General features: G+C 65.7%; 25 protein-coding genes. 13 read left to right on the forward strand and 12 right to left on the reverse strand.

Going from position 1 to position 22,983, the window contains the following annotated elements; genetic code table 11:
- The first annotated feature begins 38 nt into the window (after positions 1-38).
- The 3 genes from JY500_RS18540 (at position 39) to JY500_RS18550 (ending at position 3,733) form a co-directional block, all read left to right on the forward strand.
- Complete coding sequence (locus JY500_RS18540) at positions 39-1,472, forward strand: alkaline phosphatase (protein ID WP_206254116.1); 1,434 nt, start codon at positions 39-41, stop codon at positions 1,470-1,472.
- 29 nt (positions 1,473-1,501) lie between these two features.
- Positions 1,502-2,878: an alkaline phosphatase gene (locus tag JY500_RS18545; protein WP_246479689.1), complete on the forward strand. Its 1,377-nt coding sequence runs from the start codon at positions 1,502-1,504 to the stop codon at positions 2,876-2,878.
- A gap of 168 nt (positions 2,879-3,046) precedes the next feature.
- Positions 3,047-3,733, forward strand: a complete 687-nt coding sequence (locus tag JY500_RS18550; RefSeq protein ID WP_206254117.1) for a hypothetical protein — start codon at positions 3,047-3,049, stop codon at positions 3,731-3,733.
- Positions 3,734-3,769: 36 nt separating this feature from the next.
- Here JY500_RS18550 and JY500_RS18555 read toward each other — a convergent pair whose 3' ends face one another.
- Positions 3,770-5,782: a methyl-accepting chemotaxis protein gene (locus JY500_RS18555; protein WP_206254118.1), complete on the reverse strand. Its 2,013-nt coding sequence runs from the start codon at positions 5,780-5,782 to the stop codon at positions 3,770-3,772.
- Positions 5,783-6,047: 265 nt separating this feature from the next.
- On the opposite strand from JY500_RS18555, the gene JY500_RS18560 reads away from it, so the two are divergent.
- Positions 6,048-6,773, forward strand: a complete 726-nt coding sequence (locus tag JY500_RS18560; RefSeq protein WP_172203328.1) for a uracil-DNA glycosylase family protein — start codon at positions 6,048-6,050, stop codon at positions 6,771-6,773.
- 84 nt (positions 6,774-6,857) lie between these two features.
- Positions 6,858-7,316: an acyl-CoA thioesterase gene (locus JY500_RS18565; protein WP_246479690.1), complete on the forward strand. Its 459-nt coding sequence runs from the start codon at positions 6,858-6,860 to the stop codon at positions 7,314-7,316.
- 17 nt (positions 7,317-7,333) lie between these two features.
- Here JY500_RS18565 and JY500_RS18570 read toward each other — a convergent pair whose 3' ends face one another.
- Positions 7,334-8,734, reverse strand: coding sequence for an ATP-binding protein (locus JY500_RS18570; protein WP_206254119.1), 1,401 nt, complete (start codon positions 8,732-8,734; stop codon positions 7,334-7,336).
- Positions 8,731-9,396: a winged helix-turn-helix domain-containing protein gene (locus tag JY500_RS18575; RefSeq protein ID WP_206254120.1), complete on the reverse strand. Its 666-nt coding sequence runs from the start codon at positions 9,394-9,396 to the stop codon at positions 8,731-8,733. The genes JY500_RS18570 and JY500_RS18575 overlap by 4 nt, the downstream gene beginning before the upstream one ends.
- A gap of 102 nt (positions 9,397-9,498) precedes the next feature.
- On the opposite strand from JY500_RS18575, the gene JY500_RS18580 reads away from it, so the two are divergent.
- From JY500_RS18580 to JY500_RS18600, 5 genes are all read left to right on the forward strand, one after another.
- Positions 9,499-9,909: a DUF1924 domain-containing protein gene (locus JY500_RS18580; RefSeq protein ID WP_206254121.1), complete on the forward strand. Its 411-nt coding sequence runs from the start codon at positions 9,499-9,501 to the stop codon at positions 9,907-9,909.
- A 1-nt stretch (position 9,910) separates the two neighbouring features.
- On the forward strand, positions 9,911-10,384 hold the full coding sequence (locus tag JY500_RS18585) for a diheme cytochrome c (RefSeq protein ID WP_206254122.1): 474 nt from the start codon (positions 9,911-9,913) through the stop codon (positions 10,382-10,384).
- A 16-nt stretch (positions 10,385-10,400) separates the two neighbouring features.
- Positions 10,401-11,018 (forward strand): cytochrome b/b6 domain-containing protein, encoded by a 618-nt coding sequence (locus JY500_RS18590; protein WP_206254123.1) that lies wholly within the window; start codon positions 10,401-10,403, stop codon positions 11,016-11,018.
- Positions 11,019-11,123: 105 nt separating this feature from the next.
- Positions 11,124-12,851 (forward strand): DUF1800 domain-containing protein, encoded by a 1,728-nt coding sequence (locus tag JY500_RS18595; protein ID WP_206254124.1) that lies wholly within the window; start codon positions 11,124-11,126, stop codon positions 12,849-12,851.
- Positions 12,848-14,206, forward strand: coding sequence for a DUF1501 domain-containing protein (locus JY500_RS18600; RefSeq protein WP_206254125.1), 1,359 nt, complete (start codon positions 12,848-12,850; stop codon positions 14,204-14,206). Before JY500_RS18595 ends, JY500_RS18600 begins: the two co-directional genes overlap by 4 nt.
- A 27-nt stretch (positions 14,207-14,233) precedes the next feature.
- Here the strand turns inward: JY500_RS18600 and JY500_RS18605 are convergent, their stop codons facing one another.
- The 4 genes from JY500_RS18605 to JY500_RS18620 form a co-directional block, all read right to left on the reverse strand.
- Positions 14,234-14,797 carry a DUF1415 domain-containing protein gene (locus tag JY500_RS18605; RefSeq protein WP_206254126.1) on the reverse strand — a complete coding sequence of 188 codons (564 nt, stop codon included), beginning with the start codon at positions 14,795-14,797 and terminating at the stop codon, positions 14,234-14,236.
- Positions 14,798-15,358, reverse strand: coding sequence for a hypoxanthine-guanine phosphoribosyltransferase (locus tag JY500_RS18610; RefSeq protein WP_172203338.1), 561 nt, complete (start codon positions 15,356-15,358; stop codon positions 14,798-14,800).
- A gap of 34 nt (positions 15,359-15,392) precedes the next feature.
- Positions 15,393-15,935, reverse strand: coding sequence for an adenine phosphoribosyltransferase (locus JY500_RS18615; RefSeq protein ID WP_172203339.1), 543 nt, complete (start codon positions 15,933-15,935; stop codon positions 15,393-15,395).
- Positions 15,936-16,066: 131 nt separating this feature from the next.
- On the reverse strand, positions 16,067-17,659 hold the full coding sequence (locus tag JY500_RS18620) for a tetratricopeptide repeat-containing diguanylate cyclase (RefSeq protein WP_206254127.1): 1,593 nt from the start codon (positions 17,657-17,659) through the stop codon (positions 16,067-16,069).
- Positions 17,660-17,743: 84 nt separating this feature from the next.
- Between JY500_RS18620 and JY500_RS18625 the strand changes: the two genes are divergently transcribed.
- Positions 17,744-18,160 (forward strand): hypothetical protein, encoded by a 417-nt coding sequence (locus JY500_RS18625; RefSeq protein WP_206254128.1) that lies wholly within the window; start codon positions 17,744-17,746, stop codon positions 18,158-18,160.
- Between the two features lie 42 nt (positions 18,161-18,202).
- Here JY500_RS18625 and JY500_RS18630 read toward each other — a convergent pair whose 3' ends face one another.
- The 5 genes from JY500_RS18630 to JY500_RS18650 all read right to left on the reverse strand — a co-directional run bounded on the left by JY500_RS18630 (position 18,203) and on the right by JY500_RS18650 (position 21,570).
- Entirely contained in the window at positions 18,203-19,492 is a 1,290-nt protein-coding gene (locus JY500_RS18630) for an NCS2 family permease (RefSeq protein WP_172203341.1), read from the reverse strand.
- Between the two features lie 122 nt (positions 19,493-19,614).
- The gene (locus JY500_RS18635) at positions 19,615-19,935 is read right to left on the reverse strand and encodes a YqjK family protein (protein ID WP_206254129.1); all 321 of its coding nucleotides are present in this window, start codon (positions 19,933-19,935) and stop codon (positions 19,615-19,617) included.
- Positions 19,935-20,321, reverse strand: coding sequence for a phage holin family protein (locus JY500_RS18640; protein ID WP_206254130.1), 387 nt, complete (start codon positions 20,319-20,321; stop codon positions 19,935-19,937). The genes JY500_RS18635 and JY500_RS18640 overlap by 1 nt, the downstream gene beginning before the upstream one ends.
- Positions 20,322-20,362: 41 nt before the next feature.
- Entirely contained in the window at positions 20,363-20,674 is a 312-nt protein-coding gene (locus JY500_RS18645) for an ElaB/YgaM/YqjD family protein (RefSeq protein WP_206254131.1), read from the reverse strand.
- A 95-nt stretch (positions 20,675-20,769) separates the two neighbouring features.
- Positions 20,770-21,570, reverse strand: a complete 801-nt coding sequence (locus JY500_RS18650; protein ID WP_206254132.1) for an exodeoxyribonuclease III — start codon at positions 21,568-21,570, stop codon at positions 20,770-20,772.
- 76 nt (positions 21,571-21,646) lie between these two features.
- Between JY500_RS18650 and pyrE the strand changes: the two genes are divergently transcribed.
- Both pyrE and JY500_RS18660 read left to right on the forward strand, forming a co-directional pair.
- Positions 21,647-22,294, forward strand: coding sequence for an orotate phosphoribosyltransferase (pyrE, locus tag JY500_RS18655; RefSeq protein ID WP_172203484.1), 648 nt, complete (start codon positions 21,647-21,649; stop codon positions 22,292-22,294).
- Positions 22,284-22,907, forward strand: a complete 624-nt coding sequence (locus JY500_RS18660) for a hypothetical protein (RefSeq protein WP_206254133.1) — start codon at positions 22,284-22,286, stop codon at positions 22,905-22,907. Before pyrE ends, JY500_RS18660 begins: the two co-directional genes overlap by 11 nt.
- Positions 22,908-22,983 lie beyond the last annotated feature (76 nt).

Genomic DNA, 22,983 nt, shown 5'->3' on the forward strand with positions numbered 1-22,983 from the left:
ACCCTCCGCGTTCCGTTTCATCTCTGGAGCTTTGCGCAATGCGCTTCCACACCCTCACGCTGTCGCTGCTTGCCGCCGCCACCCTGGCGGCCTGCGGTGGCAAGGACAGCACACCACCGGAACCGCCGGTGGTCGCGAAACCGACGCCGACCAACGTCATCTTCTTCCTCGGCGACGGCATGGGCATCGCCACGACCACCGCCGCGCGCATCTATTCGGTGGGCGAAGACGGCGAGCTGACGATGGACACGCTGCCCGAAACCGGCTTCGTGAAGACCTTCTCGAACGATGCGCAGGTCACCGACTCCGCGCCGTCGATGTCGGCCTACATGACCGGCGTGAAGATGAACAACGAAGTCATCTCGATGTCGACCGACACCGTGGCGAAGAGCCCGAATGCGGACTTCACCAGCAACTGCGGCACCGCCAACGGCACGCCGGTTACCACGCTGCTTGAGCTCGCCAAGGCGGCTGGCCGCGGCACCGGTGTCGTAACCACCACCCGCGTCACGCATGCCACGCCGGCTGCGACCTACGCGCATGTTTGCCACCGCGACGCGGAAGCGGATATCGCCGCCGCGATGGTGCCGGCTGGCAAGGGCTACAACACCAAGCTGGCGGACGGCATCGATGTGGTGCTGGGCGGCGGCAAGCAGTTCTTCCTGACCACCGACGCTGGCGGCAAGCGCGCCGACAAGCGTGACCTGACGGCCGAGCTGAAGACCGCGGGCTACACCGTCGCCACCGACCGCGCCGGCTTCGACGCGATCGACGCGACCAAGGCCGGCAAGTTCGTCGGCCTCTTCACCTCCAGCCACATGAGCTACGACCTTGACCGCGATCCGGTCAAGGAACCGAGCCTCGCGGAGATGACGGTCAAGGCGATCCAGCGCCTGAAGCAGAACGAGAAGGGCTTCTTCCTGATGGTGGAAGGCGGCCGTATCGACCATGCGCTGCACGAGACCACCGCGAAGAAGGCGCTGCAGGACACGATCGCCTTCGACAACGCGATCAAGGCCGCGCTGGACGAGATGAAGAAGACCGACCCGACGCTGAAGAACACGCTGGTCGTCGTCACCGCCGACCATGACCACACCCTGGTGCTCAACGGCTACGCCAAGCGCACCGGCAAGACCAGCGCCGGCAACCCCGGCGTGCTGGGCCTGCTGCGCAACTACAGCGACGGCAGCGTGGCCAAGGATGCCGACGGCAAGCCCTTCACGATCATCGGCTTCGGCAACGGCGAGAACCGCCCGGCGGGCAATCGTTCGACCTTCACCGACCTGACCGACGACGTCGTGTTCGCCAGCACCTACCACCAGGAAGCGGCGGTGCGCATGGGCGCGGGCTCTGAAACCCACGGCGGCACCGATGTGTTCATCGGCGCGACCGGCAAGAGCGCAGAGAGCTTCGGCGGCTTCGTCGAAAACACCGCCGTGTTCGGCCTCGTCAAAGCGGCGGCCGGCCTGTGACCGCCCCAGCATCACCGCAAGGATTCAACATGATCAAGAAAACCCTGATCGCCGCGCTGCTGTGTGCAGCCGGCACCGTGCATGCGGCCGGCGAGGCGAAGAACGTGATCTTCTTCCTCGGCGACGGCATGGGCCCGACCACCGTCACCGCAGCCCGCATCTACAAGTACGGCGAAACCGGTGCGCTGAACATGGAAAGCCTGCGCCGCACCGCGCGCATCAAGACCTTCTCCAACGACGCGCAGACGACCGACTCGGCGCCGTCGATGTCGGCCTACATGACCGGCGTGAAGATGAACAACGAAGTGCTGTCGATGAGCAGCGACACCGTCGCCAAGGCACCGGCCGCCGACGGCAGCAGCACCTGCCCCGCAACCGGCAACGGCACGCCGGCCACGACACTGCTGGAACTGTCCAAGGCCGCCGGCAAGGCTGTTGGCGCCGTGACGACGACCCGCGTGACGCACGCCACGCCAGCCGCCACGTACGCCCACATCTGCCACCGCGACGCCGAGAACGACATCGCGGCGCAAGCGGTGCCGGGCGGCGTCGGCTACAACGCGGCGCTGAAGGATGGCCTCGACGTGCTGATGGGTGGCGGCCGCCGCCATTTCCTGCCAAAGGCCAATGGTGGCAAGCGTATCGATGGTCGTGACCTCGTCACCGAGTTCAAGACCGCCGGCTACACCTACGCCGACACCGGCACCGCGCTTGCCGCGATCGACGCCGGCAAGACCAGCAAGCTGGTCGGCCTCTTCCACATGGACCACGTCGATTACGAACTGGACCGCGTGAAGAAGAACCTCGACCAGCCGAGCCTCGCGACGATGACGACCAAGGCCATCGACGTGCTCGCCAAGAACCAGAAGGGCTTCTTCCTGATGGTGGAAGGCGGTCGTATCGACCACGCACTGCACGGCACTAACGCCAAGCGCGCGCTGGAAGACGCGGTAGCCTTCGACGATGCGATCAAGGCCGCGCTCGACGCCATGCAGGCGAAGGATCCGGGCCTGAAGAACACGCTGATCGTCGTGACCGCTGACCACGACCACACGATGACGATCAACGGCTATTCGAAGCGTGGCAACCCGATCCTCGACATCTCGCGTTCGTACAAGGACAACACGCCGAACCTGGATGCCGACGGCAACACCTACACCACGCTGGTGTTCGGCAACGGCCCGACGCGCAAGGATGTGCGCACCAGCATCGTGTCCGGCGCGGCCGACGCGACGCAGGCGCTGCACGACGACTATCTGCAGGAAACCGGCGTGCGCATGGGTTCCGAAACCCACGGCGGCGGCGACGTGATGCTGATGTCCACCGGTGCCGGCAATGCGGGCTTCAAGGGCACGATGGACAACACCAAGGTGTTTGGCCTGGTGCGCAGCGCGCTGGGGCTCTGATCGCGTAGTCCGGCCGACCACGCGGCCGCGCCTGTCAGCGTTGCAGCAACAGACCTCCTCTCCCTGTTGCTGAAACGTACCGCAGGCGCGGCGCGCGCGAGGCCGTGGCGTGATTCCGCCGGCGTTGGCTTTGGCCTCGCCGGCAACTTTGTTTTTGGGTGAAAGCTGATGAACAAATCAATCCTCTGCGCGCTGTTCGGCGCACTGCCGCTGATCGCCGCCGCCGGCACGGCACCGCTGGTTGCCACAGTCCAGGTTGAATCGCGCTGGATCACCGCCGACGGCGTCGAGAAGACCACTCGCTTTGCCGAGCGCCTGGTGCGCAGCGACAGCCATGTGTGGACCGAACGCATCAAGCCCGCCGGTACGCCAGCGGCCGAGGCCGGCGAGCACGCTCACGCCGGCGAAGCACATCTGCACCCCTCCGATCTGGCTGGCGCCGCCAAGCTGGTCGGCCGCGACAAACAGGGCAAGGTGAGCCTGAGCTTCATTCGTCCCGACCTGAAGACCCGGGTCGACATGAGCCCGCGCGACTACGACGCGGTGGGTTTCGACGGCAAGTGGGAAAGCGCCTGGTCGCTGATCGACCCAGCACTGGTCACGCGCCTTGCACCGAGCAAGCGTGAGAGCACCATCGCCGGTGCCCGCTGGTACGAGCAGCGCGCCAACGGCGAATACATGCGGGTGCTGTGGTCCGATTCGCTGAAGCTTGCGCTGCGCGTGGAATCCGGCCGCGACGATGGCAGCCGCGCGTCGCGCACCGTAGTGAAGCTTGAGCCGGGCGCTGTGCCGACGCAGCCTTGGAACAGCCTCGCCGCGTACAGCCGCAAGGACTACACCGACCTGCTGGACTGACCGACCGGGCGGGGCATGCGCCCCGCCTCGCGCCGTTCAGAGCTTGAAGTGGCGGATCTCCGCCTGCAGCTCTTCAGCGAGCGCTTCGAGGTGGCGCGCGGTGCCTGCATTGTCCGCCACCGAGGCACTCGTTTCTTCCGCCATCTGTGCGATCTGCTCGACCCGCTGCGCCAGTTCAGTGGCTGCACTGCTCTGCTCGCGCAGCGCCATCGAGATATCCGTTACCGCTTGCGTCACCTGCCCGGCACCACGATGGATCGCCTGCATCGACACACCGGCCTCTTCCGTCAACCCGACACCCTGCTCGACACGCTCGACACCGGTCTTCATTGATTCCACCGCACTGCGCGTGCCGCGCTGGATCGCCTCGATCATCGTAGTGATCTCCTGCGTCGACTTGGCGGTGCGTTCGGCCAGCTTGCGCACTTCGTCGGCCACCACCGCGAAGCCGCGGCCCTGCTCGCCGGCACGAGCGGCTTCGATCGCGGCATTCAACGCCAGCAGGTTTGTCTGGTCCGCCACTTCCTTGATCACACCGACGATCTTGCTGATCTCGTCGGAGTGCCGGCCCAGCTCTTCCACCACCTCGGCTGCATGCGCGACTGCCTCGGCCACGCCACGCACTTCACTGACGACACGCGTCACCACTGCCGCCCCTTCGTCCGACAGGCGCCCTGCCTCGGTTGCAACGTTGCCGGCATCGTCCGCGCTGCTGCTGATATGCGTGATGCCGACCGTCATCTGTTCGACCGATGCGGCCATGCTGGAAGCGGCGTCCGCCTCCTGCTGCGATGCGGTGGAAATCTCAGAGGCGGAGCGCGCCATTTCCTGCGAAGCCTGCGTCACCCGATCGGCCCCCTCGCGAGTCTTCCGGATGAGGCCCGAGAAGGCGTCGGCCATGTCGTTGAAGCTGCGCACCAGTTGGCTCATCTCGTCACGTGTGCTGACCGGCACCCGCGCCGTCAGGTCGCCCGCCGCCATCCGGCGCGCCTCGTTCGAGAAGTTCGTGATCTGCTCGACGATCGCAAAGTAGGCGCCGAGCCACAGCCACATCGCGAACGCGAGCAGCACCGACACGCTGGCAAAGTCGAACACCATCGTGCGGGTCATACGTGCAATCCGCGCGTCGATCAGGGTCGAGATCGTCGGCAGGATCACCGTGAACATCTTGTCGTAGCCCTTGTCGATCGTGCGCGTGGTCAGATCGAAGTAGGCTTTCGGGTCGGTCGCAAACGCGGCACTGATGATGTCCTGCCGGATCACGTCGGCGACCTCCTTCACCGCGCCGCCCAACTCGTCGCCGGCGCCCGCGAGCTTGTCACGGGCGTCACCGCGCGCCGCCTTTTCAAGCCCGATCTTGTAGAGCCGCATCTGCGAATCGATCTGGGCCAGCAGCGCCGCCATCTCGATCTTCTGCTGTTCGGAGATTTCCTTCTTGGTCAGGATGGCGGTACCGCGTGCGCGGCTCTGGCCGAGGCTCTCAAGCACGCCCGGCAACTTGTTGACGACAGCGTCGATCAGATAGAAAGAGTCGGCCTCCGGGTCCAGCATCAAACCGTAGTCGTCGGCCACCGTCACCTGAAAGACAATCGTGTCAGCCAGCAACTGCGTGTGTGCGACCAGGTTGTCGGGCGGCGCCATCTGCGCCCAACCACCCCGTATCTGCCCCCACTTGTCCTTGACCGACTGCCACGCCGGGCTCTTGCCAAGCGTGCGTTCGTCGAAGGCCTTGTCGAGACTGCCGATCAACTCGCCGATTTCCTTCTCGCGTCCGGCGCGGGTCTCTTCCAGCGCCTTGTTGCCAGACAGCACCGCCGTCGATGAACCACGATGGATCTGCAATGCGCGAATCAGCTTCTGCGTCTCCTGCAGCCGCTCCAGTCCCACCAGTTCGTCGCGCGAGTAGCGGATCGAAGCGCTCAGTGACGTGAAGAGGTGGAACATCAGAATCAGGATCGCGAGGGACGTCATGCTTCCCATCACGAGGTATTTCTTCGGGTAACTGAGGCGGTTCATCAGCGAGATTGCCGGACTGAACAGGGCTTTCATGACTCGCGCACTCCCTTCCGAGGCTTCGTCGGATCAATTCAACGGTAAGCGGCATCCGGCGCCGCATCTTGAGTCCGGAATATCCACAATGCGGGGGCGACGATCATTGTGCTTGCGGGCAGGATCTGCTATCCCGATGCCGGCCAGCGGACTTCCCCCGAGCCGCGACCGCGGCTTTAACTTTGGTTCACGAAACCCCGCAGTGCAAACCCCGGCGCCGCCACAGGCCTTAAACTCCCGCCTTCGCTTGCAAACCGCCGCCGCCATGACTGACCTCGCCCCCCGCCTGATTGCCGCTGCCGACACCCTTTCCGCCGCCTGCGATGCGCTGCATTTCGCCGCGCCGATCAGCCATGTGTACAACCCGCTGGACTACGCTCGCGAGGCCAACGCCGAATACCTGCGCCGATTTGCGAAGGGGCGCAAGCGCGTGATCTTTCTCGGCATGAACCCGGGGCCCTTCGGCATGGTGCAGACCGGCGTGCCGTTCGGTGAGATCGCCGCAGTGCGTGACTGGATGGGTATCTCTGGCGGCGTTGTGAAGCCTGCGTTGGAGACACCGAAGCGGCCGATCGAAGGCTTCGCCTGCACCCGTTCGGAGGTCAGCGGCCGCCGCCTGTGGGGCTTGTTCGCGCAGCGTTTCGGCACCGCCGAGGCGTTCTTTGCCGAACACTTCGTCGCCAACTACTGCCCACTCGCCTTCTTCGAGCAGGCCCGCAACGCCACGCCGGACAAGCTCCCGGCCGCAGAACAGGCCCCCCTTCTGGCTGCCTGCGACGCGCATCTGCGAACAATGGCCGAGATTCTCGAACCGGAATGGCTGATCGGCGTGGGCGCCTGGGCGGAAACTCGCGCGCGCACCGCATTGGCCGGGTTGCCGGTTAAATTCGGCCGAGTGCTTCACCCCAGCCCGGCCAGCCCGGCCGCGAACCGGGGCTGGGCGGAGGCGGCCAGCAAACAATTGCGCGACCAAGGGGTGTGGCTGGATTGATGCACTGCAAAACTTCGTCTGGCAAACGAATCGAATCACTGCTAGATTTTGCAGTGCAGCATTTCTCGCCAGCAGGAGTCCCCGATGCGCAGCGTTTTCTCCCACCGCTTCACCGTGCCCAAGAGTGCAATCGACCTCAACGGCCATGTGAACAACATCGAGTACCTGCGCTGGATGCAGGACGTTGCCACCGCGCATTCCGCCTTTTGCGGCTGGGACATTGAGCGCTACATCGAGACGCAGAGCAGCTGGGTGGTGCGCAGCCATCACATCGATTACCTGCGCCCGGCCTACGCGGGCGACGCACTGACGCTGATCACCTGGATCGCGGGTTTTTCCGGCCAGACATCCCCACGCCGGTACGTGCTGCGGCGCGACACGGACGACCAGATACTGGCCCGCGCGGAGACGCTGTGGGTCTACGTGGACGGGCGAAGCGGCCGACCGGCGGAGATCCCGGAAAGCTTCCGCGAGTGTTTCGACGTGATCACGGACGAAACGTTGGCGCTCGCGATTGCACGCGGGCGCCCGGTGCCGGCCTGATCGGCACTCAGCACCGCTCAGGCGTCGATCAGCACTTCGACCTTCAGACCGCCCTCGTCGGCGCGCGCGAACACAAGCTCGCCGCCATGCAGCGCGGCGATGCGACGCACGATCGACAAACCGAGCCCGGCGCCGGTCGTGCCGGCCATCGCCTCGCCACGAACAAATCGCTCACCCAGCTGCGCCATCAAGGCCGCATCGACACCCGTGCCAGCATCGGAGACCGAGAGCCGTACGCGCGCACCTTCGCGGCCAAGGCGTAACGTGACATCGGAGCCTGGCGGCGCATGGCGCACGGCGTTGTCGATGAGGTTGCGCAGCAGCGCTCGCATCAGTTCCGGCTGCACCTGCGCGGGGAGCTTGTCCGGCGCCTCCAGCGCAAGCTCCACGTCGCGCGTCAGCGCTGCCGCTGCCCGCTCGGCCGCAAGCTCGCGCGCAAGCTGAGCCAGATCGACCGACTCGCGCCGCACCGAATCCAGCGCATCCAGCCGCGCGGCGGCCAACAGTTGCTCGACCAGCCGGGCCATCCGCTGCACCCCGGCAAGCGCCTGCCGCAAGCGCGACGCGCGAACCGCTTCATCCGGCGCGGTTTCCACCGACTGAATCTGCGCTGCAACGGCCGCCAGCGGGGTACGCAGCTCATGCGCCGCATCGGCGGTAAAGCGGCGTTCGTTCTCGAAGGCCCGCGCGACGCGCGCAAAGAGCCCGTTCAGCGCAGCGACCAACGTGGCCAGCTCGCGCGGCCGCGGCCCTTCGGCCAACGGGCTGAGCTGGTCGGGTGCGCGCTGCTGCAATTCGCCCGCCAGGCGCGAGAGCGGACGCAAGCCCAGCGCGATGGCGCCCCAGGCGAGCAGGATCACGCCCAGGAAACCGATCGCCAGCGGTGTAAAGCCGTGCTCGCCGATCTCATGCACCAGGCGTTGTCGCACCTCGGCGTTCTGCCCGACGATCACGATGCAGCCGCTTCGCTCGAAGCGGAAGAATCGCCACGCACCGCCGGCCCACCGCGCATCGGTAAAGCCCTCTGTGCCCGCCGGCAGCCATTCATCCGGCGCATGGGGGCTGCGCGCCAGCTGACGTGGCTGTGGCCCGGCACTCCAGACCTGATACACCAGGACCTGGCGGAAGCGCCGCCCAAAGCGGATTTCGCGTGGCGCACCGCCATGCAGCGCATCGGCAGTATCGTCGTCATGGTCGTCAGCGTCGTGTTGCTCGCCACTGCGCGGCGCCGCCCCATCGCCCTGGTGCGCCACCGCGACCAGCATCTCGGCGGTCTGCACGAGTTGTCCGTCGAAGAGCTCTGCGGCCTGGCCGGTCGCGGCACGAAACACCAGCCAGCCAATGCCGGCGCCGCCGGCGGCCAGCGCCAGCGTCACGATCAAGACGACGCGTGCGGTCAGCGACAGGCGCGGGCTCATGCGCGCTCCACCATGTAGCCGATGCCTCGCAAGGTGCGGATGAAGTCTGCGCCGAGCTTGCGGCGCAGATGGTGGATATGCACTTCGAGCGCGTTGCTCTCTGCGCCACCGTCCCAACCGTACATCGCCTGTTCGATGCGCTCGCGGGTAACCACCTGCCCTGCGTGGCGCAGCAGCAGTTCGGCGATATCGAACTCGCGCCCCGAGAGTTCGACCTCCGCACCGTCTTTCCAAGCACGGCGCGAGGCGGGTTCCAGCACGACATCGCGGCAGGCGAGGCGCGCCTGCGCATGGCCGGCCGCGCGTCGCACCAGTGCGCGCAGGCGGGCGGCAATCTCGCGCAGATCGGCGGGCTTGACGAGGTAATCGTCGGCGCCCGCGTCGAGGCCCGCCACGATGTCCTCCGCGCTGTCGCGTGCGGTCAGGATCAGCACCGGCAGGCGCAGACCGTTCGCACGTGCGCTGCTCAACACCGCAAGCCCACTGCGCCCGGGCAGGCCCAGATCGAGCACCACGGCGTCCAGGCTCTGCGCATCGGTCGCCAGCGCGGCCTCGGCGGCCACGCCATCGCAGACCCACTCGCAGCGCACATCCAGGTCCGCCAGGCCGTCGCACACCGCCTGCCCGAGCGGCTTGTCATCCTCCACCAGCAGCACCCGCATGGCGCCTCCCATTGATCGTTGGCGGCACTGTCGCCGATACGGCTTAAGCCCCCCTTAAGGCGCACCGGCTGCAATGGGCGCACCCAATCGAGGAGACTCAACATGAAATCAGTTGCCATTGTCGCGCTGCTCGCCGCGGGGCTGCTTTGCGCCACCGCAGCGACAGCGGCCGACACGCCGCAAACGCTGCAGGCCGCCTACGCGGCACAGGCGGGGGCCGGCTTCGCCGCATCCGCGGAACGCGGTCGCACCTTGTTCACAAAGCGCCATGGCGTCAACGCCGATTTCCCGGCTTGCACGCAATGCCACAGCAACGATCCGAGCGCCGCCGGCAAGCACGCCATCACCGGCAAGCTGATCGAGCCGATGGCGGTGCGCGCCAATCCGCAGCGCTTTACCGATGCCGCGAAAAGCGAGAAGTGGTTCCGCCGCAATTGCCGCGAGGTCGTCGGCCGCGAATGCACCGCGGGCGAAAAGGCCGACGTGATTGCTTACCTGCGCGCGGGGGCATGACATGAAAAGCAAGCTCCTGCTCGGTGCGCTGCTCGCCGGTCTGATCGCACCACCCTCCCAAGCCGGCTCCGTCACGCTGCCGAGCGGCGCACCGCCCGTGTGGAAGAGCGAATGCAGCAGCTGCCATGTGGCCTACCCTCCGCAGCTTCTCGCAAAGCACGGCTGGCAGAACGTCATGAACGGACTGCAGAAGCACTTTGGCAGCGACGCCAGCCTCGCGCCGGCCGACGCCAAGACCATCCTGGCCTTCCTTGAACGTAACGCCGCGCCGGACGGCGAACGCTTCGACGCGGCCAGCGGACGCATCACCGACACCCGCTGGTACGGACGCAAGCACCACGAGATCCCGAGCAGCGCTTTTCGCTCGCCCGAGGTGAAAAGCGCGGCGAACTGCCAGGCCTGCCACGAAGGCGCAGACAAGGGCCGCTTCAGCGAACACGCCCTGACGGCCGTTGGCCGTCGCTTTGAAGACTGATCCAAGGAGGCCCGTAATGAACGTTCGTATCTGGGATCTGCCGGTCCGCATCGGCCACTGGGCGCTGGCCGCCAGCGTGGCAATCGCATGGCTCACCGCGGAGCAGGAAGCTTGGCGGCGGGTGCATATCGTAGCCGGCAGCGTCGCCGGCGCAGTCGTGCTGTTCCGCCTGCTATGGGGCTTTGTCGGGAGCCGCTCGGCACGTTTCCGCACCTTCGTACGCAGCCCCGCAGCGGCCGTCGCCGAGCTGCGCGACCACCTCGCCGGCCACGCCGCACCGCGCGCCACCCATACCGTGATCGGTGGCTGGGCCGTCATCGGCCTGCTCGGGCTCGCCCTCGGCGCCGCAATCACGGGCGTGCTCAACTACCGTTATGACGAAATCGAAACGCTTGCCGAGCTGCACGAAGCGCTCGCCGAAGGCCTGCTCGCGCTGATCGTGGTGCACCTCGGCGGGGTGATGGTGATGAGCCTGCTGGAGCGCCAGAACCTGCCGCGCAGCATGCTCACCGGCCGCGCAACCGCGCCCGCCGGGGCCGAAGTCCGCAACTACCCGCTCGCCGCGCTGACGCTGATCGGGTGGACGACCGCCATCGTTTGGGCGCTGCTGGTCTGGCTTGGCATCGCAGCGTAAGCGGCCGACGCGTGCGCGAAAGGGTGACGTCAGCCGATGCCATCCGCATGGTTTTGAATGGCTCGGGTATGCTCGTGAAAAAAATCACCCAACCCGAGCAGACCCATGCAGAGACAACGCCTGCGCGGCCTAACCGCGCTGATCGCGGCCAGCGCTGCGCTGATGCTTGCCGCTTGTGGCGGCGGAGGCGGCGGCAGCAACACGACCGCCCCGGTCCCCACGCCACCTCCCGCGACCGGCGAAACGCCGATGACGGCCCAGGAGGCTGTCCGCCTGCTTGACCAGGGCGGCTGGGGCGCCTCGGAGGCCGCCATCACGGAGGCCACCCAACTTGGCCCCAAACAATGGCTGCTGACCCAGTTCGACGCACCGGCCTCCACGTTTGCGAACTATTCGGCCGAGATTCATACCGCGGGCCTCAAGGATTTCTGCACCGAGCGCATGCTCGGCAGCAACTGCTGGCGCGACTATTACTCGGCCGAACCGCTGTCGCGCGAGTTCTACCGCCAGGCGCTGAGCGGGCGCGATCAGCTGCGGCAGCGTACCGCCTGGGCGCTCTCGCAGATCTGGGTCGTTTCCGGCCACGAGGTGGAGGGCACCTACGGCCTGCGCGACTATCAGCAAATGCTGCGCGACAACGCCTTCGGCAACCTGCGCGAACTGCTCGGCAAGATGGCGCTGCACCCGGTGATGGGCGCTTATCTGAACATGGTGAACAACGAGAAGGACGCGCCGAACGAAAACTTCGCGCGCGAACTGATGCAGCTGTTCACGATCGGGCCCTGTGCGCTGACACCCGGCGGCGAGCTCGACGGCGGTAGCTGCCGCGCGACCTACGACAACACCGGCGTGCGCGAAGTCGCCTACGCGCTGACCGGCTGGACCTACCCGGCGGGCGGTGTCAGCCCGTGGGGCAAGTGGGACTGGACCAACGCCACCTTCCTGCGCGGCGAAATGCTTGCCGACCCAGCCCAACACGACCAGACGCTGCGCAGCCTGCCGGGCGGCGCAACGATCCCGGCGACGCGCACACCGCGCCAAGCCGCCGATGCCGTACTCGACGCCTTGTTCAACCACCCGAACTTCGCGCCCTTCATCGGCAAACAGTTGATCCAGCGACTCGTCACCAGCAACCCGACGCCGGCCTATGTCGAGCGTGTTGCAACCGCCATTGCCAGCGGCAGCTCGAACGGCATCGGCAGCGGCAAGCGCGGTGACATGAAAGCCACACTGGCAGCGATCCTGCTCGACCCGGAAGCGCGCGACGCACCCCGCGCCGACGACCCGGGCTACGGACGCCTGCGCGAACCAACGCAATTCACGATCAACCTGTTGCGTGCCGCGAACGGCACCACCGACGGCGCCCCCTTCTACTGGTGGATCGGTGCCTTGCTGGGTCAGATGGTCTACACCGCGCCCTCGGTCTTCAACTACTTCCCGGCCGACTATCCCTTGCCGGGCAAGCCCGACCTGGCGCCAGAGTTCGGCGTTGCCAATGCATCCACGGCAATGACGCGCTACAACCTGGGCGACGGGCTGTTCTACTGGAGCAACGGCGGCGGCATTTCGCCCGACAGCTCGATCCCCGGTGCCACCGGTACGCGGACCAACGTCACGTCATTCGAATCTGCGGCCGACGACCCCGCCGCGCTCTTCGACCGCATTGATCGCGTGCTGACCGGCAACCGCAGCAGCGCCAGCACCCGAGCCGCGGTGATCGACGCCATCGCCGCCTGGGATGCCAAGAGCTACAAGGACAGCTACCGCCGCGAGCGGGTACGCACCGCCTTCTACCTGCTGCTCGCCTCGCCCGACTATCAGGTGCAACGATGAAGCGCCGCGACTTTCTTCGCTCCGCCGCCCACGCCGGCGGACTCTCCGCCGCAGCCAGCATCGGCCTGCTTGGCAGCCTTCAGGCACAGGCGCAATCGGCGCCCGGATACAAGGCGCTGGTGTGCGTATTCCTCTACGGCGGCAATGACGGCCTGAATACGATCATCCCGCGTGACGCCACGCGTTACGCGCAGTACGCCGCGGTGCGCGCGAAGCTGGCGGTGGCGCAGTCCTCCCTTGTCGCGCTCGGCAGCGACTATGGGCTGCACCCGTCGCTTGCGCCGCTCGGCCCGCTGTGGGCCGCGGGTGCGTTGGCGCCCGTGTTCAATGTCGGCCCGCTCGCAGTGCCACTGACCAAGGCCGATCTGAAAACGAAGACGCTGCCGGACAACCTGTTCTCGCACTCCGACCAGCAAACGCTGTGGGAATGCGCCGGGCGCAGCGTGCTGGCCCGCACCGGCTGGGGTGGGCGACTTGCTGCACAGGCGGGCGTCCGGCCGGTGCTCGCCCTCGGCAGTGCGGGCCGCTTCGGCAGCAGCGACACCGGCGCGGCGCTGGCGCTGCCGGGCCCCGGCGACGACTTCTCGCCCAGCGGCTGGTTCGGCGGGCCGAACGCGAGCCGACGTGCAGCACTCGAAACGATGGCGCGCGCCAATTACAGCAACCGTCTGATGCAGGCCTACGGCAGCATCCAGAAGAGCGCGCTGGACACCAGCGCGACCCTCGGCCCGGTACTCAAGACAACGCCCGCCAGCGGTTCGACGGACGCAATCGATATCGCCTTTGGAAATCTCAGCGGCGCCACCGACACCCCGCTCGCCAAGCAGCTCTATCAGGTGGCCAAACTGATCCGCTACGGTGCGACGAACGGCAGCGGGCGGCAGGTATTCGTGGTCGCCCAGGGCGGTTACGACACCCATGCCGACCAGCTGACCCGGCATCCGAAGCTCCTCGCGGAGCTCGGCGCAGCGCTGGCGGCGTTCTACGACGCCACGGTGCGGATCGGCCAGGCCAGTGCCGTCACCAGCTTCACGATGTCGGACTTCGGCCGCACCTTCCTGCCCAATGCAAGCAGTGGCACCGACCACGCCTGGGGCAATCACCACCTGGTGATCGGCGGCGCCGTGGCAGGCGGCAAGACTTACGGCCGCTACCCCGACCTGGTGCTCGGCGGTACTGACGATGTCGGCGTGGAAAGCTGGGAGCGCCAGGGTCGCTGGATTCCCGCGTCGTCGGTGGAGCAATACGCCGCGACGCTGGCCCGCTGGTTCGGGCTCAGCGCCGCGCAAATTGCGGCAGCGTTGCCAGGGCTCGCGAACTTCCCGCTCAACGACCTCGGCTTCATAAAGCCCTGAGGCGGCGCCGTCGAACGGCGCCTCGGCTCACTTCTCCGGCGCGTCCGGCCCGACGCCGAGCGCCGCCCAGCCCTCGGGCCCCAGCTCGCGCAGCTTTTCCATGTTGCGCTCGTAGATGTCGGCGGCGTCCGGGAAGGCCTCGACCGCGCGGTCGATACTCGCCTCGCGCAGCAGATGCAGGGTCGGATACGGCGAGCGATTCGTGGCGTTGCTGATATCGTCCGGGGCCGCATCGGCGAACTGGAAATCCGGGTGGAAGCTCGCGATCTGCAGTTCACCATCCAGCCCGAGCTCGGCCAACGCGATGTCCGCGACGTCGAGGAAGTCGTTGAAGTCGTAGAAGTCCGTCAGCACCTGTGGATGTACCAGCAGGGTGGTGTCGATCTCCTCTGCCGGCGTGTCGGCCAGCAGCTGCAACTCGGCAATCAGCGCGTCGAGCAACGCATCGGTGGTCTGCGCCTCAGTGACGGTGATGCGCACCTGGTTCTTGACCCACACCGACTTGGCGAAGGGGCACAGGTTGAGCCCGATGACGGCTCGCTCCAGCCAGCGCTGCGTCGCTTCGACGACCTGATCCCGGCTTGCAGGCACTCAGTACCCCTTCAGGGCGTAGATGCCCGGCGCATTGCGCCAGTAGCCCTTGTAGTCCATGCCGCAACCGAACAGGAAGCGGTCCGCAACATCGAGCCCGGTGAAGTCGGCGCGCATGCCAGGGAAGGCCTTGCGGTCGTGCAACTTGTGCACCAGCACCGCAGAGAAAACCTGCCCTGCGCCTTCGGCCTTGAGGTACTCAAGGATTGCCGACAGCGTATGGCCTTCGTCGAGGATGTCATCGAGCACCAGGATCGTGCGGCCACGCAGATCCTGAGTCGGGCGCACCCGCCAGTCGAGCAGGTTGCCCTGCAAGGCGTGGCCATAGCGCGAGGCGTGCAGGTACGACACTTCCAGCGGGAAGGGCAGGCGCGGCAGCAGGCGGCCGGCGAGGATCAGACCGCCGTTCATGACGCAGAACACCAGCGGATTGGTGTGGCGCAGGCGAGCGGTGATGCCTTCGGCGAGGCGATCCAGCGCGGCTTCGACGCCTTCATCCGGCACGAGGCAGTCTGCCTCGGCCATCGCGCGCTCGATTTCCTTCATGTCGACGACAGGCATGTGTGTTCTCCTAGTTTCGTAATCAGTTTCAGTTTCAGTGGCCGGCGAAATCGACCAGTGTGAAGAGCTTCAGCCCACCTTCGCGCAATAGCGCTGAGCCGCCCAGTTCAGGCAAATCGACGATGGCACAGCCTTCGACGACAACGGCCCCGAGCCGCTCGAGCAGACGCTTGCCCGCCATCATGGTGCCGCCCGTCGCGATCAGGTCGTCGATCAGCAGCACGCGGTCGCCCGGCTTGCAGGCGTCGCTGTGCATCTCGACCGTCGCGCTGCCATATTCGAGTTCGTACTCTTCGGAAATCGTTGTGTAGGGCAGCTTGCCCTTCTTGCGGATCGGCACGAAGCCCACGTTCAGTTCGTGCGCGAGGATCGCGCCAATGATGAAGCCGCGCGCATCGATGCCGGCAATCAGGTCGATGTCCTGATCCATGTAACGGAACACAAACTGTTCCACGAGGACGCGCAGCGTCTTCGGATCCTGCAGCAGCGGGGTGATATCGCGAAACTGGACGCCGGCTTGTGGCCAGTCGGGCACCGTACGGATACGGTCACGCAGGTAATTCGGGTCAAGCAGCATGGAAACTCCAGCGACGGCAAACGCAACGTCGGCAAACAAAAAACAAAACGGAATAGTTCGGGTGCTCTGCAGGCAGGGCGAGCGCCGCGACCGTTCCTGCGCCCTTGGCAGACGGCCGACCAGCGCAGTGTTCAGTTGGGCGAGTAGTTACGGCCCCCGAACGGGATAACCTTGTCGACCAGGCTCGCACCGCCGCGGCATGCGTCGGATATCACCAGGCCATTCGCGATCACGCTATCAAAACTCTCGGCAAGGCCGCGCCGAACTTCGCTCCACGGCGCAACCAAGGCCAGCACCCCGAAACCCGCATTGCGGCCACTGCCCTTGGCACGATAGAGCGCCTGGTCAGCAATCGCGAGGTGTCCTTCCCAGCCTTCATCGACCGCTTCCGGATCAAGCGGGAACGGTACGAAGCCCATCGACGCCGTGACCGGCACCGGGCCGATCGAGGTACCGAAGGGCGTGTCGGAAATACTGCGCAGGATCCGCTGCGCCAGCGCCGGGAGCTGATGCGCCGAAACGCCGCGCAACACGACAAGAAACTCCTCGCCGCCCCAACGTGCGAGCCGATCGCCGTCGCGCAGCAGCGCCTGAACGCGTTGCCCGAACTCAATGATGATCTCGTCGCCTATCGCATGACCAAGTCGATCATTGATCGCCTTGAAGTGGTCAATATCGAAGAGCAGCAAAGCCATCGGGGAGACCTCCGACGACACCGTCTGTGTCTCGATCCAGGCACGCATCGCACGACGGTTGAACAGTCCGGTCAGCGAATCACGCTCCGCAAGGAAGGCCAGCTGGCTGTTTGCCTCAACCAGGCGCGCGTTGACTAGCTGTGTGCGACGGAACATCAGGCCGATGGCAACACCGGCCGCGATCGTCAGCCCCGCCACGATGCTCCAGAACATCGCGCGCTGTCGCTGCGTTTCCGCTGCGGCGGTAGTGCGCACGTTGTCCTCACGCAGGCGCAGGATTTCAGTCTGCTTGCGCTCGGCATCAAAGCGCTCCTGCATCTCCGCGACCAGCCGCGCCCGCGAGCGCCCTTCGTTGACATCGCGCACCGCGCGGTAATCCCGATAAGCCGCCGTCGCATCTTTCATGCGGCCAACACGCTCGTAGGCATTTGCGAGCTCATAAATCGCGTTGGCCAGGTACGCGTCTTCACCAGAATGCCTCAGCACAGACACTGATCGCTCTAGCTGGCGAATCCCGTCGGCTACCCGCCCACTACCAACCAATGCAAGCGCATACTGAAGGTATGCAACGCCACTATGCTCGGGCTCATCGAACAGCCCTGCAACCTCGACGGCCTGACGCGAAATCTCTATAGCTCTATCCCACTCCTTCTTGTTCAGGTACCAGTCTGACAAGTTGACAAGGGACATCTCCTCGTGGAGCGCCAACTCCATCCGCTCAGTCATTCGATGCGCGCGGACCAGAATGGACAGATCCGACGTATTGTCCTCGACCGGCCCCGATACGATCGCGCGCAGCACCTCGATTTCCGCGAGTAGCCATTGGTCTCCCAACGGTTCTATGGTCCGCCGGGCTTCTTCGATGTACTGGCGCGCGCGAGCAATGTCTGGAACAAAAGTTTGCACAAGCGCAAGCGACTTCAGGGTCAGCCCGGCCAAGCGAACGTCACCCGACCTATTGGCGCCATCAAATGCATTAAGCAGGACGCGCATCGCGTCCTCGTTACGCCCCAAACTGATGTACGCCATGCCAAGGGACTGCTGCGCTGTCGCCCGCAGCCCCTGCCCACCAAGCCCTTCCGCCACTTCGATGGCGCGCCTCGCAGCTTCGTATTGCTGTTCAGGTTGCCCGCGGTAGTAGGCCAAGCGAGCCTTGAGGACCAGCGAGCGAACGAGCATCTGGTCGTCGTGTACCGCTTCGGTGTGCGCGATCAGCTGTGCGAGCTGCTCACTGGCCGCGCGGAACTGGCCACGTTCGATCAGCACTTCCGCCTGCAGGCGCTGGGCCTCGCGGCGGGCCGATGCAGGCGCGGTGGTCAGTGCGCCACGCATGGCATCGAGCTGATTCTGGATTTCGCGCGTCGACACGTCGCGTCGCGCGGCAAGCGCCTGGACATCCTCGGCGATCCCCGCCAGGGCAGCGCCGGAAGCGAGCACGCAGGCCAGCGCGCAGCTCATCAGGATGCCCTGGAATATTGCCGCGCCCGCCCTCCGCACTTCGCTTGCCGTGCTCACACCCTGTCTGCCTGACCCGGGGGCCGACGCGTCCGCCGCCGCCCGATTTCGCCTTGCTTAGAGCAATGCGAACTTGCCAACGAATACAACGGCAATCACCCAGACTGCCATCGGTACTTCCTTTGCGCGCCCAGCCAGCAGTTTGATGCCAGCGTAAGCGACGAAGCCAAATGCGATGCCGTGCGCGATCGAGAAAGTGAAGGGCATCGTGACAGCACACACCACCGCCGGCGCCGCCTCGGTGAGGTCTTCCCAATCGATCTCGGCAAGCCCGCGCGTCATCAGGATCGCAACATAAATCAAGGCAGGGGCAGTTGCATAGGCCGGCACGGCACCCGCCAGCGGAGCGAGGAACAGCGCCGCGAGGAAAAGCAGTGCAACCGTGACTGCGGTCAGGCCGGTACGGCCGCCCGCGGCGGTGCCGGCAGCGCTCTCGATGTATGCGGTCGTCGACGAAGTGCCCATCACCGCGCCAGCAGCGATCGCGGTCGAGTCGGCCAACAGGGCGCGATTCAGGCGCGGCAGCCGACCATCCTTGTCGAGCAGGCCGGCGCGATGGCACACGCCAATCAGCGTGCCGGAGGCATCGAACAACTCCACCAGGAAGAAGGTCAGCACCACCGTAACCAGACCCGCATTGAGCGCAGCCCCGATATCGAGCTGGCCAAAGGTCGGTGCCAACGACGGCGGCGCGGAGAACACGCCGGAGAATTTGGAGTAGCCGAGAGCGATCGAGGCGACGGTCACCGCAAGGATGCCGAGAATGATGCCGCCGGTGATGCGGCGCGCCTCCAGCGCGACGATCAGCAGAAAACCGCCGATCGCAAGCAGCGGTCCCGGCTGATGCAGGTCACCCAAGGTGACGAGCGTCGCAGGATTACCCTGGATCAGCCCAGCGTTCTTCAGGCCGATAATCGCGAGGAAGAGACCGATACCGGCCGAAATCGCCAGCTTCAGCGAATGCGGGATCGCGTTGACGATCCATTCGCGCACCTTGAACAGGCTGACGAGAATGAACAGGCAGCCGGAAATGAAGACCGCGCCAAGCGCAGCCTGCCAGGTGAAGCCCATGCCCTGCACTACGGCAAAGGCAAAGTACGCGTTGAGGCCCATCCCCGGCGCCATCGCGATCGGGTAGTTCGCGTACAGGCCCATGATCATCGACCCCAGCGCCGCCGCAAGGCAGGTTGCCGCGAACACCGCGTCGTGCGGCATGCCGGCAGCCGATAGGATGCTGGGGTTGACGAAAATGATGTAGGCCATCGTCAGGAAGGTAGACAGGCCTGCGAGAAGTTCAGTGCGCACCGTGGTGCGGTGTTCGCTCAACTTGAAGTACGACTCGAGCATCGTGGGCTCCGGGGGGTCAGGAATCCGCGATTCTAGCGTCCGGACCAGACAAACCCCAGCCCCTGCAAAGCGCACGGCTGCGCTGGATCAAGCCGGCCGGCCCCACCCAGGCAAAGGCCGGTTCAACGACGCTCGATGCGCTCGATCAATCCATCGAGCCGATCGCGATAACCGCGATAGACCTGCCACAGCGACCACGCCTGGCCGGCGTACTTCAACAGTCGGGAGGGGCGACGCACGGCCAAGACCGCGGCTGCGACGATGACGATGACAGCCCCATGGCGGCGCGCCCAGCTTGCCGCTGCAACCACCTTGTCGGCGGCGCCAAAGGCCGGCGCTAGCGCACCAAGATCAGCAACCAGCCTCGCGCGTTCGCGACCGGAGCGCTCGACCAGTTCCGCGCGCCGTAGGGCCAGCCGCGAGGCCAAGCCGGTCGGCGCCATCAGTCGTGGCGCCCACGCAGCGCATCGCGGTCGCGCTCAAGTTCGGCGATGCTGTCCTTGAACAGGCGGGTGCCGCCTGCGAGTTGCCGTTGCGCCTGCATGGCAGTCCAAGCGGCGAGGCCCAGAAAAAGCAGTGAGTCCACCCCAAGCGCCAACAGGCGATGGCTGTCCCACAGCCATACGGTCACGAAGACCGCCAGCGCAAGCAGGCCAAAGCCGGTAAACAGCGCAGCCAGGATCAGGTGAAAGAGCGCAGTTCCAAGCCGCAGCCCTTCCTCTTCAACCTCGACGGCAAGCAGCGCGAGCCGGGTCTGCGCCGTACCGAGCGCCGCATCGCCGAGCCGGCCCAGTCGCTCGGCGATTCCGCCACCTTCGTCACCGGCCATTGCGGCCTCCCGCTTGTGTGCGTCGCACCTCAGCCATGCAATCAGCGACGGCCCGCCAGCAAACCCACCAGGAAACCGACTCCAGCGGCGATCCCGATCGACTGCCAGGGGTTTTCGTGCACATAGTTGTCAGTGGCTTTGGCGACTTCCTTGGCCTTGGCGACGGCTGCGGCCTCGAATTCGCCCACCTGGGCCCGCGCTGCGGCAAGGCGTTCGCCCAAGCGACCACGTACGTCGGAGAATTTCCCCGAGGCGTCGTCAGCGGTCAGTTTGAGGAGCTGCTCGGCGTCGCTGATCACCAGCTTGAAATCCGCGATCATCTTGTCACGCGTGGCTTGCGTCATCTCGCTCATGGCTGTCTCCGGTAGCGGTAACAACGATTGCGGCGCCCGCCGCAATCCTGCCCCAGCTTACTCCCGGCGCGTCATGCGCGGCAATGCCGGGCGCATCACACCTGCAAGGCAAGCTCGTAGTCGACCGTCAGCGGCGCATGATCGCTGAAGCGTTGATCCTTGAAGACGCTCGCCTTGCGTGCCAGCGCGGCAATACCCGGCGTGGCGATCTGGTAGTCCAGGCGCCAACCGACGTTCTTGGCCCAGGCTTGCCCACGGTTCGACCACCATGTGTAGCAGGCGTCGGTCGTATCGGGGTGAAGGCGTCGGTACACATCCACCCAACCCTGCTCGTCGAACAGGCGGCTCAGCCAGGCCCGCTCTTCCGGAAGGAAACCGGAGTTCTTCTGGTTCGACTTCCAGTTCTTCAAGTCCGCTTCGCGGTGCGCGATGTTCCAGTCACCGCAGACGATCACCTCGCGCCCGCTGGCACGCAGGGCGGCCATGTGCGGCAGGAAGACATCCATGAAACGGAACTTCGCCGCCTGACGCTCTTCGGAACTCGAGCCAGACGGCAAATACAGCGAGATCACCGAGAGGGGGCCAATCGCCGTCTGCAGATCGATCTGAAGGTAGCGACCCTCCGCGTCGAACTCGGCTTGCCCCAGCCCTTCCACCCAGCCGGCGGGTTGCGCGCGCGAGAACACGCCCACGCCGCTATAGCCCTTTTTCTCGGCGCAATGCAGCCGCGCATGCCAGCCCGCGGGCGAGCGCAGGTTTTCAGCAAGATCGGCTTCCTGCGCCTTGATTTCCTGAAGACACACGAGGTCGGCGTGCTGTTCCGCGAGCCATTCGTAAAATCCTTTGCTGGCAGCGGAACGGATGCCGTTGAGGTTGAGTGTGATGACGCGTAACATCGGCGGGGCCATTTGTCGGAATATTTTACGAACTGACAGGCGCGGCAAAAGCGCCAAAACTGAAATTAGGACCACTGTGGATTTTAGCCGCGATTTTCTTGCCCTCGCCGTCGCAAAAGGCGTTCTGCGTTTCGGTGAATTCAAGACCAAGGCAGGCCGTCTGTCGCCCTACTTCTTCAATTCTGCACTGTTTGACGACGGCGCATCGTTCGGACAGCTCTGCGGCTACTACGCCGATGCGGTCGCCAGCTCGGGCATCGCGTTCGATACGCTGTTCGGCCCCGCCTACAAGGGCATCCCGCTGGTGGCGGGCACCGCGATCCGGCTCGCCGAGCGTGGCCACAACGTGCCGTTCTGCTTCAACCGCAAGGAAGCCAAGGATCATGGCGAAGGCGGCACGCTGGTCGGGGCACCGCTCAAGGGCCGCGTGCTGGTGCTCGACGATGTGATTTCGGCCGGCACTTCGGTACGCGAATCGGTCGAGATCATTCGTGCCCAGGGCGCTGAGCTCGCCGGCGTGGTGATCGCGCTGGATCGCATGGAGCGCGGCACCGGCGCGCTCTCCGCGGTACAGGAAGTGCGCAGCCAGTTCGGCGTTCCGGTCGTCGCCGTCGCCACCCTGGTCGACCTGATTGGCTACCTGGGTAGCAACCCTCAGCTGACAACACATCTCGATGCCGTGCAGGCCTATCGTCGCCAATGGGGCATCGGCGATGCGGCCTGATCGGCTGCTTCTGCTCCTCTCGCTATTCGCCGCGTCGGCGGTCAATGCCGCCGGCGAACGCGTGTTCTGCTGCGAGGACGGTGCTGGCCACAAGGTCTGCGGCGACCCATTGCCACAGGCTTGCTACAACCGTGCGTACAAGGAAATGTCGCGCAGCGGCGTGACCAAGCGCGATGTGGAAGCCCCGCTGACGCCCGAAGAGCGCGCCCGCAAGGCGCTCGAAGACAAAGCCCGGCGCGACGCGGAAGCGCGTGTCGCCGAGCGCCAGCGGCGCGACAAGGCACTGCTCGAAAGCTACAGCTCGGCAAGCGAAATCGAAGCGCGGCGGGACCTGACCATGCAGGGCGCCACGCAGGAAATCAACAACCTGCGTCGTCGCGAGCGTGAGCTCGTCGCCGAGCGCAAGTCACTCGACACCCGCATCGCCGCATTGAAGGGCAAGCCCGCCCCGGCGGGCTTGCGCGAAGACATCACGGCCACCGATTCCGAACTGGCCGCGCTGCGCAGCGTGATCGCACAGAAGACACGCGAGGCGGATCTGATCCGTCAGCGCTTCGACGACGACCGCGCCCGCTTCATCGAATTGACCAGCGGCAGCACGACGCCCCGCTGACCCCTCGTCCGCGACCATGAGGGTCGCGACGATCACCGCTCAAGTTTGCCGTGCACCATGCCGTAAGCATCGACAT

The organism is Niveibacterium microcysteis, from assembly GCF_017161445.1.
In the GTDB taxonomy this organism is placed as follows: domain Bacteria; phylum Pseudomonadota; class Gammaproteobacteria; order Burkholderiales; family Rhodocyclaceae; genus Niveibacterium; species Niveibacterium microcysteis.

Coding starts and splice junctions, on each gene's coding strand:
- JY500_RS18540 (WP_206254116.1), top strand. CDS start 39: ATGCGCTTCCACACCCTCACGCTGTCGCTGCTTGCCGCCGCCACCCTG.
- JY500_RS18545 (WP_246479689.1), top strand. CDS start 1,502: ATGATCAAGAAAACCCTGATCGCCGCGCTGCTGTGTGCAGCCGGCACC.
- JY500_RS18550 (WP_206254117.1), top strand. CDS start 3,047: ATGAACAAATCAATCCTCTGCGCGCTGTTCGGCGCACTGCCGCTGATC.
- JY500_RS18555 (WP_206254118.1), bottom strand. CDS start 5,782: ATGAAAGCCCTGTTCAGTCCGGCAATCTCGCTGATGAACCGCCTCAGT.
- JY500_RS18560 (WP_172203328.1), top strand. CDS start 6,048: ATGACTGACCTCGCCCCCCGCCTGATTGCCGCTGCCGACACCCTTTCC.
- JY500_RS18565 (WP_246479690.1), top strand. CDS start 6,858: ATGCGCAGCGTTTTCTCCCACCGCTTCACCGTGCCCAAGAGTGCAATC.
- JY500_RS18570 (WP_206254119.1), bottom strand. CDS start 8,734: ATGAGCCCGCGCCTGTCGCTGACCGCACGCGTCGTCTTGATCGTGACG.
- JY500_RS18575 (WP_206254120.1), bottom strand. CDS start 9,396: ATGCGGGTGCTGCTGGTGGAGGATGACAAGCCGCTCGGGCAGGCGGTG.
- JY500_RS18580 (WP_206254121.1), top strand. CDS start 9,499: ATGAAATCAGTTGCCATTGTCGCGCTGCTCGCCGCGGGGCTGCTTTGC.
- JY500_RS18585 (WP_206254122.1), top strand. CDS start 9,911: ATGAAAAGCAAGCTCCTGCTCGGTGCGCTGCTCGCCGGTCTGATCGCA.
- JY500_RS18590 (WP_206254123.1), top strand. CDS start 10,401: ATGAACGTTCGTATCTGGGATCTGCCGGTCCGCATCGGCCACTGGGCG.
- JY500_RS18595 (WP_206254124.1), top strand. CDS start 11,124: ATGCAGAGACAACGCCTGCGCGGCCTAACCGCGCTGATCGCGGCCAGC.
- JY500_RS18600 (WP_206254125.1), top strand. CDS start 12,848: ATGAAGCGCCGCGACTTTCTTCGCTCCGCCGCCCACGCCGGCGGACTC.
- JY500_RS18610 (WP_172203338.1), bottom strand. CDS start 15,358: ATGCCTGTCGTCGACATGAAGGAAATCGAGCGCGCGATGGCCGAGGCA.
- JY500_RS18615 (WP_172203339.1), bottom strand. CDS start 15,935: ATGCTGCTTGACCCGAATTACCTGCGTGACCGTATCCGTACGGTGCCC.
- JY500_RS18620 (WP_206254127.1), bottom strand. CDS start 17,659: ATGGCGTACATCAGTTTGGGGCGTAACGAGGACGCGATGCGCGTCCTG.
- JY500_RS18630 (WP_172203341.1), bottom strand. CDS start 19,492: ATGCTCGAGTCGTACTTCAAGTTGAGCGAACACCGCACCACGGTGCGC.
- JY500_RS18635 (WP_206254129.1), bottom strand. CDS start 19,935: ATGGCGCCGACCGGCTTGGCCTCGCGGCTGGCCCTACGGCGCGCGGAA.
- JY500_RS18640 (WP_206254130.1), bottom strand. CDS start 20,321: ATGGCCGGTGACGAAGGTGGCGGAATCGCCGAGCGACTGGGCCGGCTC.
- JY500_RS18645 (WP_206254131.1), bottom strand. CDS start 20,674: ATGAGCGAGATGACGCAAGCCACGCGTGACAAGATGATCGCGGATTTC.
- JY500_RS18650 (WP_206254132.1), bottom strand. CDS start 21,570: ATGTTACGCGTCATCACACTCAACCTCAACGGCATCCGTTCCGCTGCC.
- JY500_RS18660 (WP_206254133.1), top strand. CDS start 22,284: ATGCGGCCTGATCGGCTGCTTCTGCTCCTCTCGCTATTCGCCGCGTCG.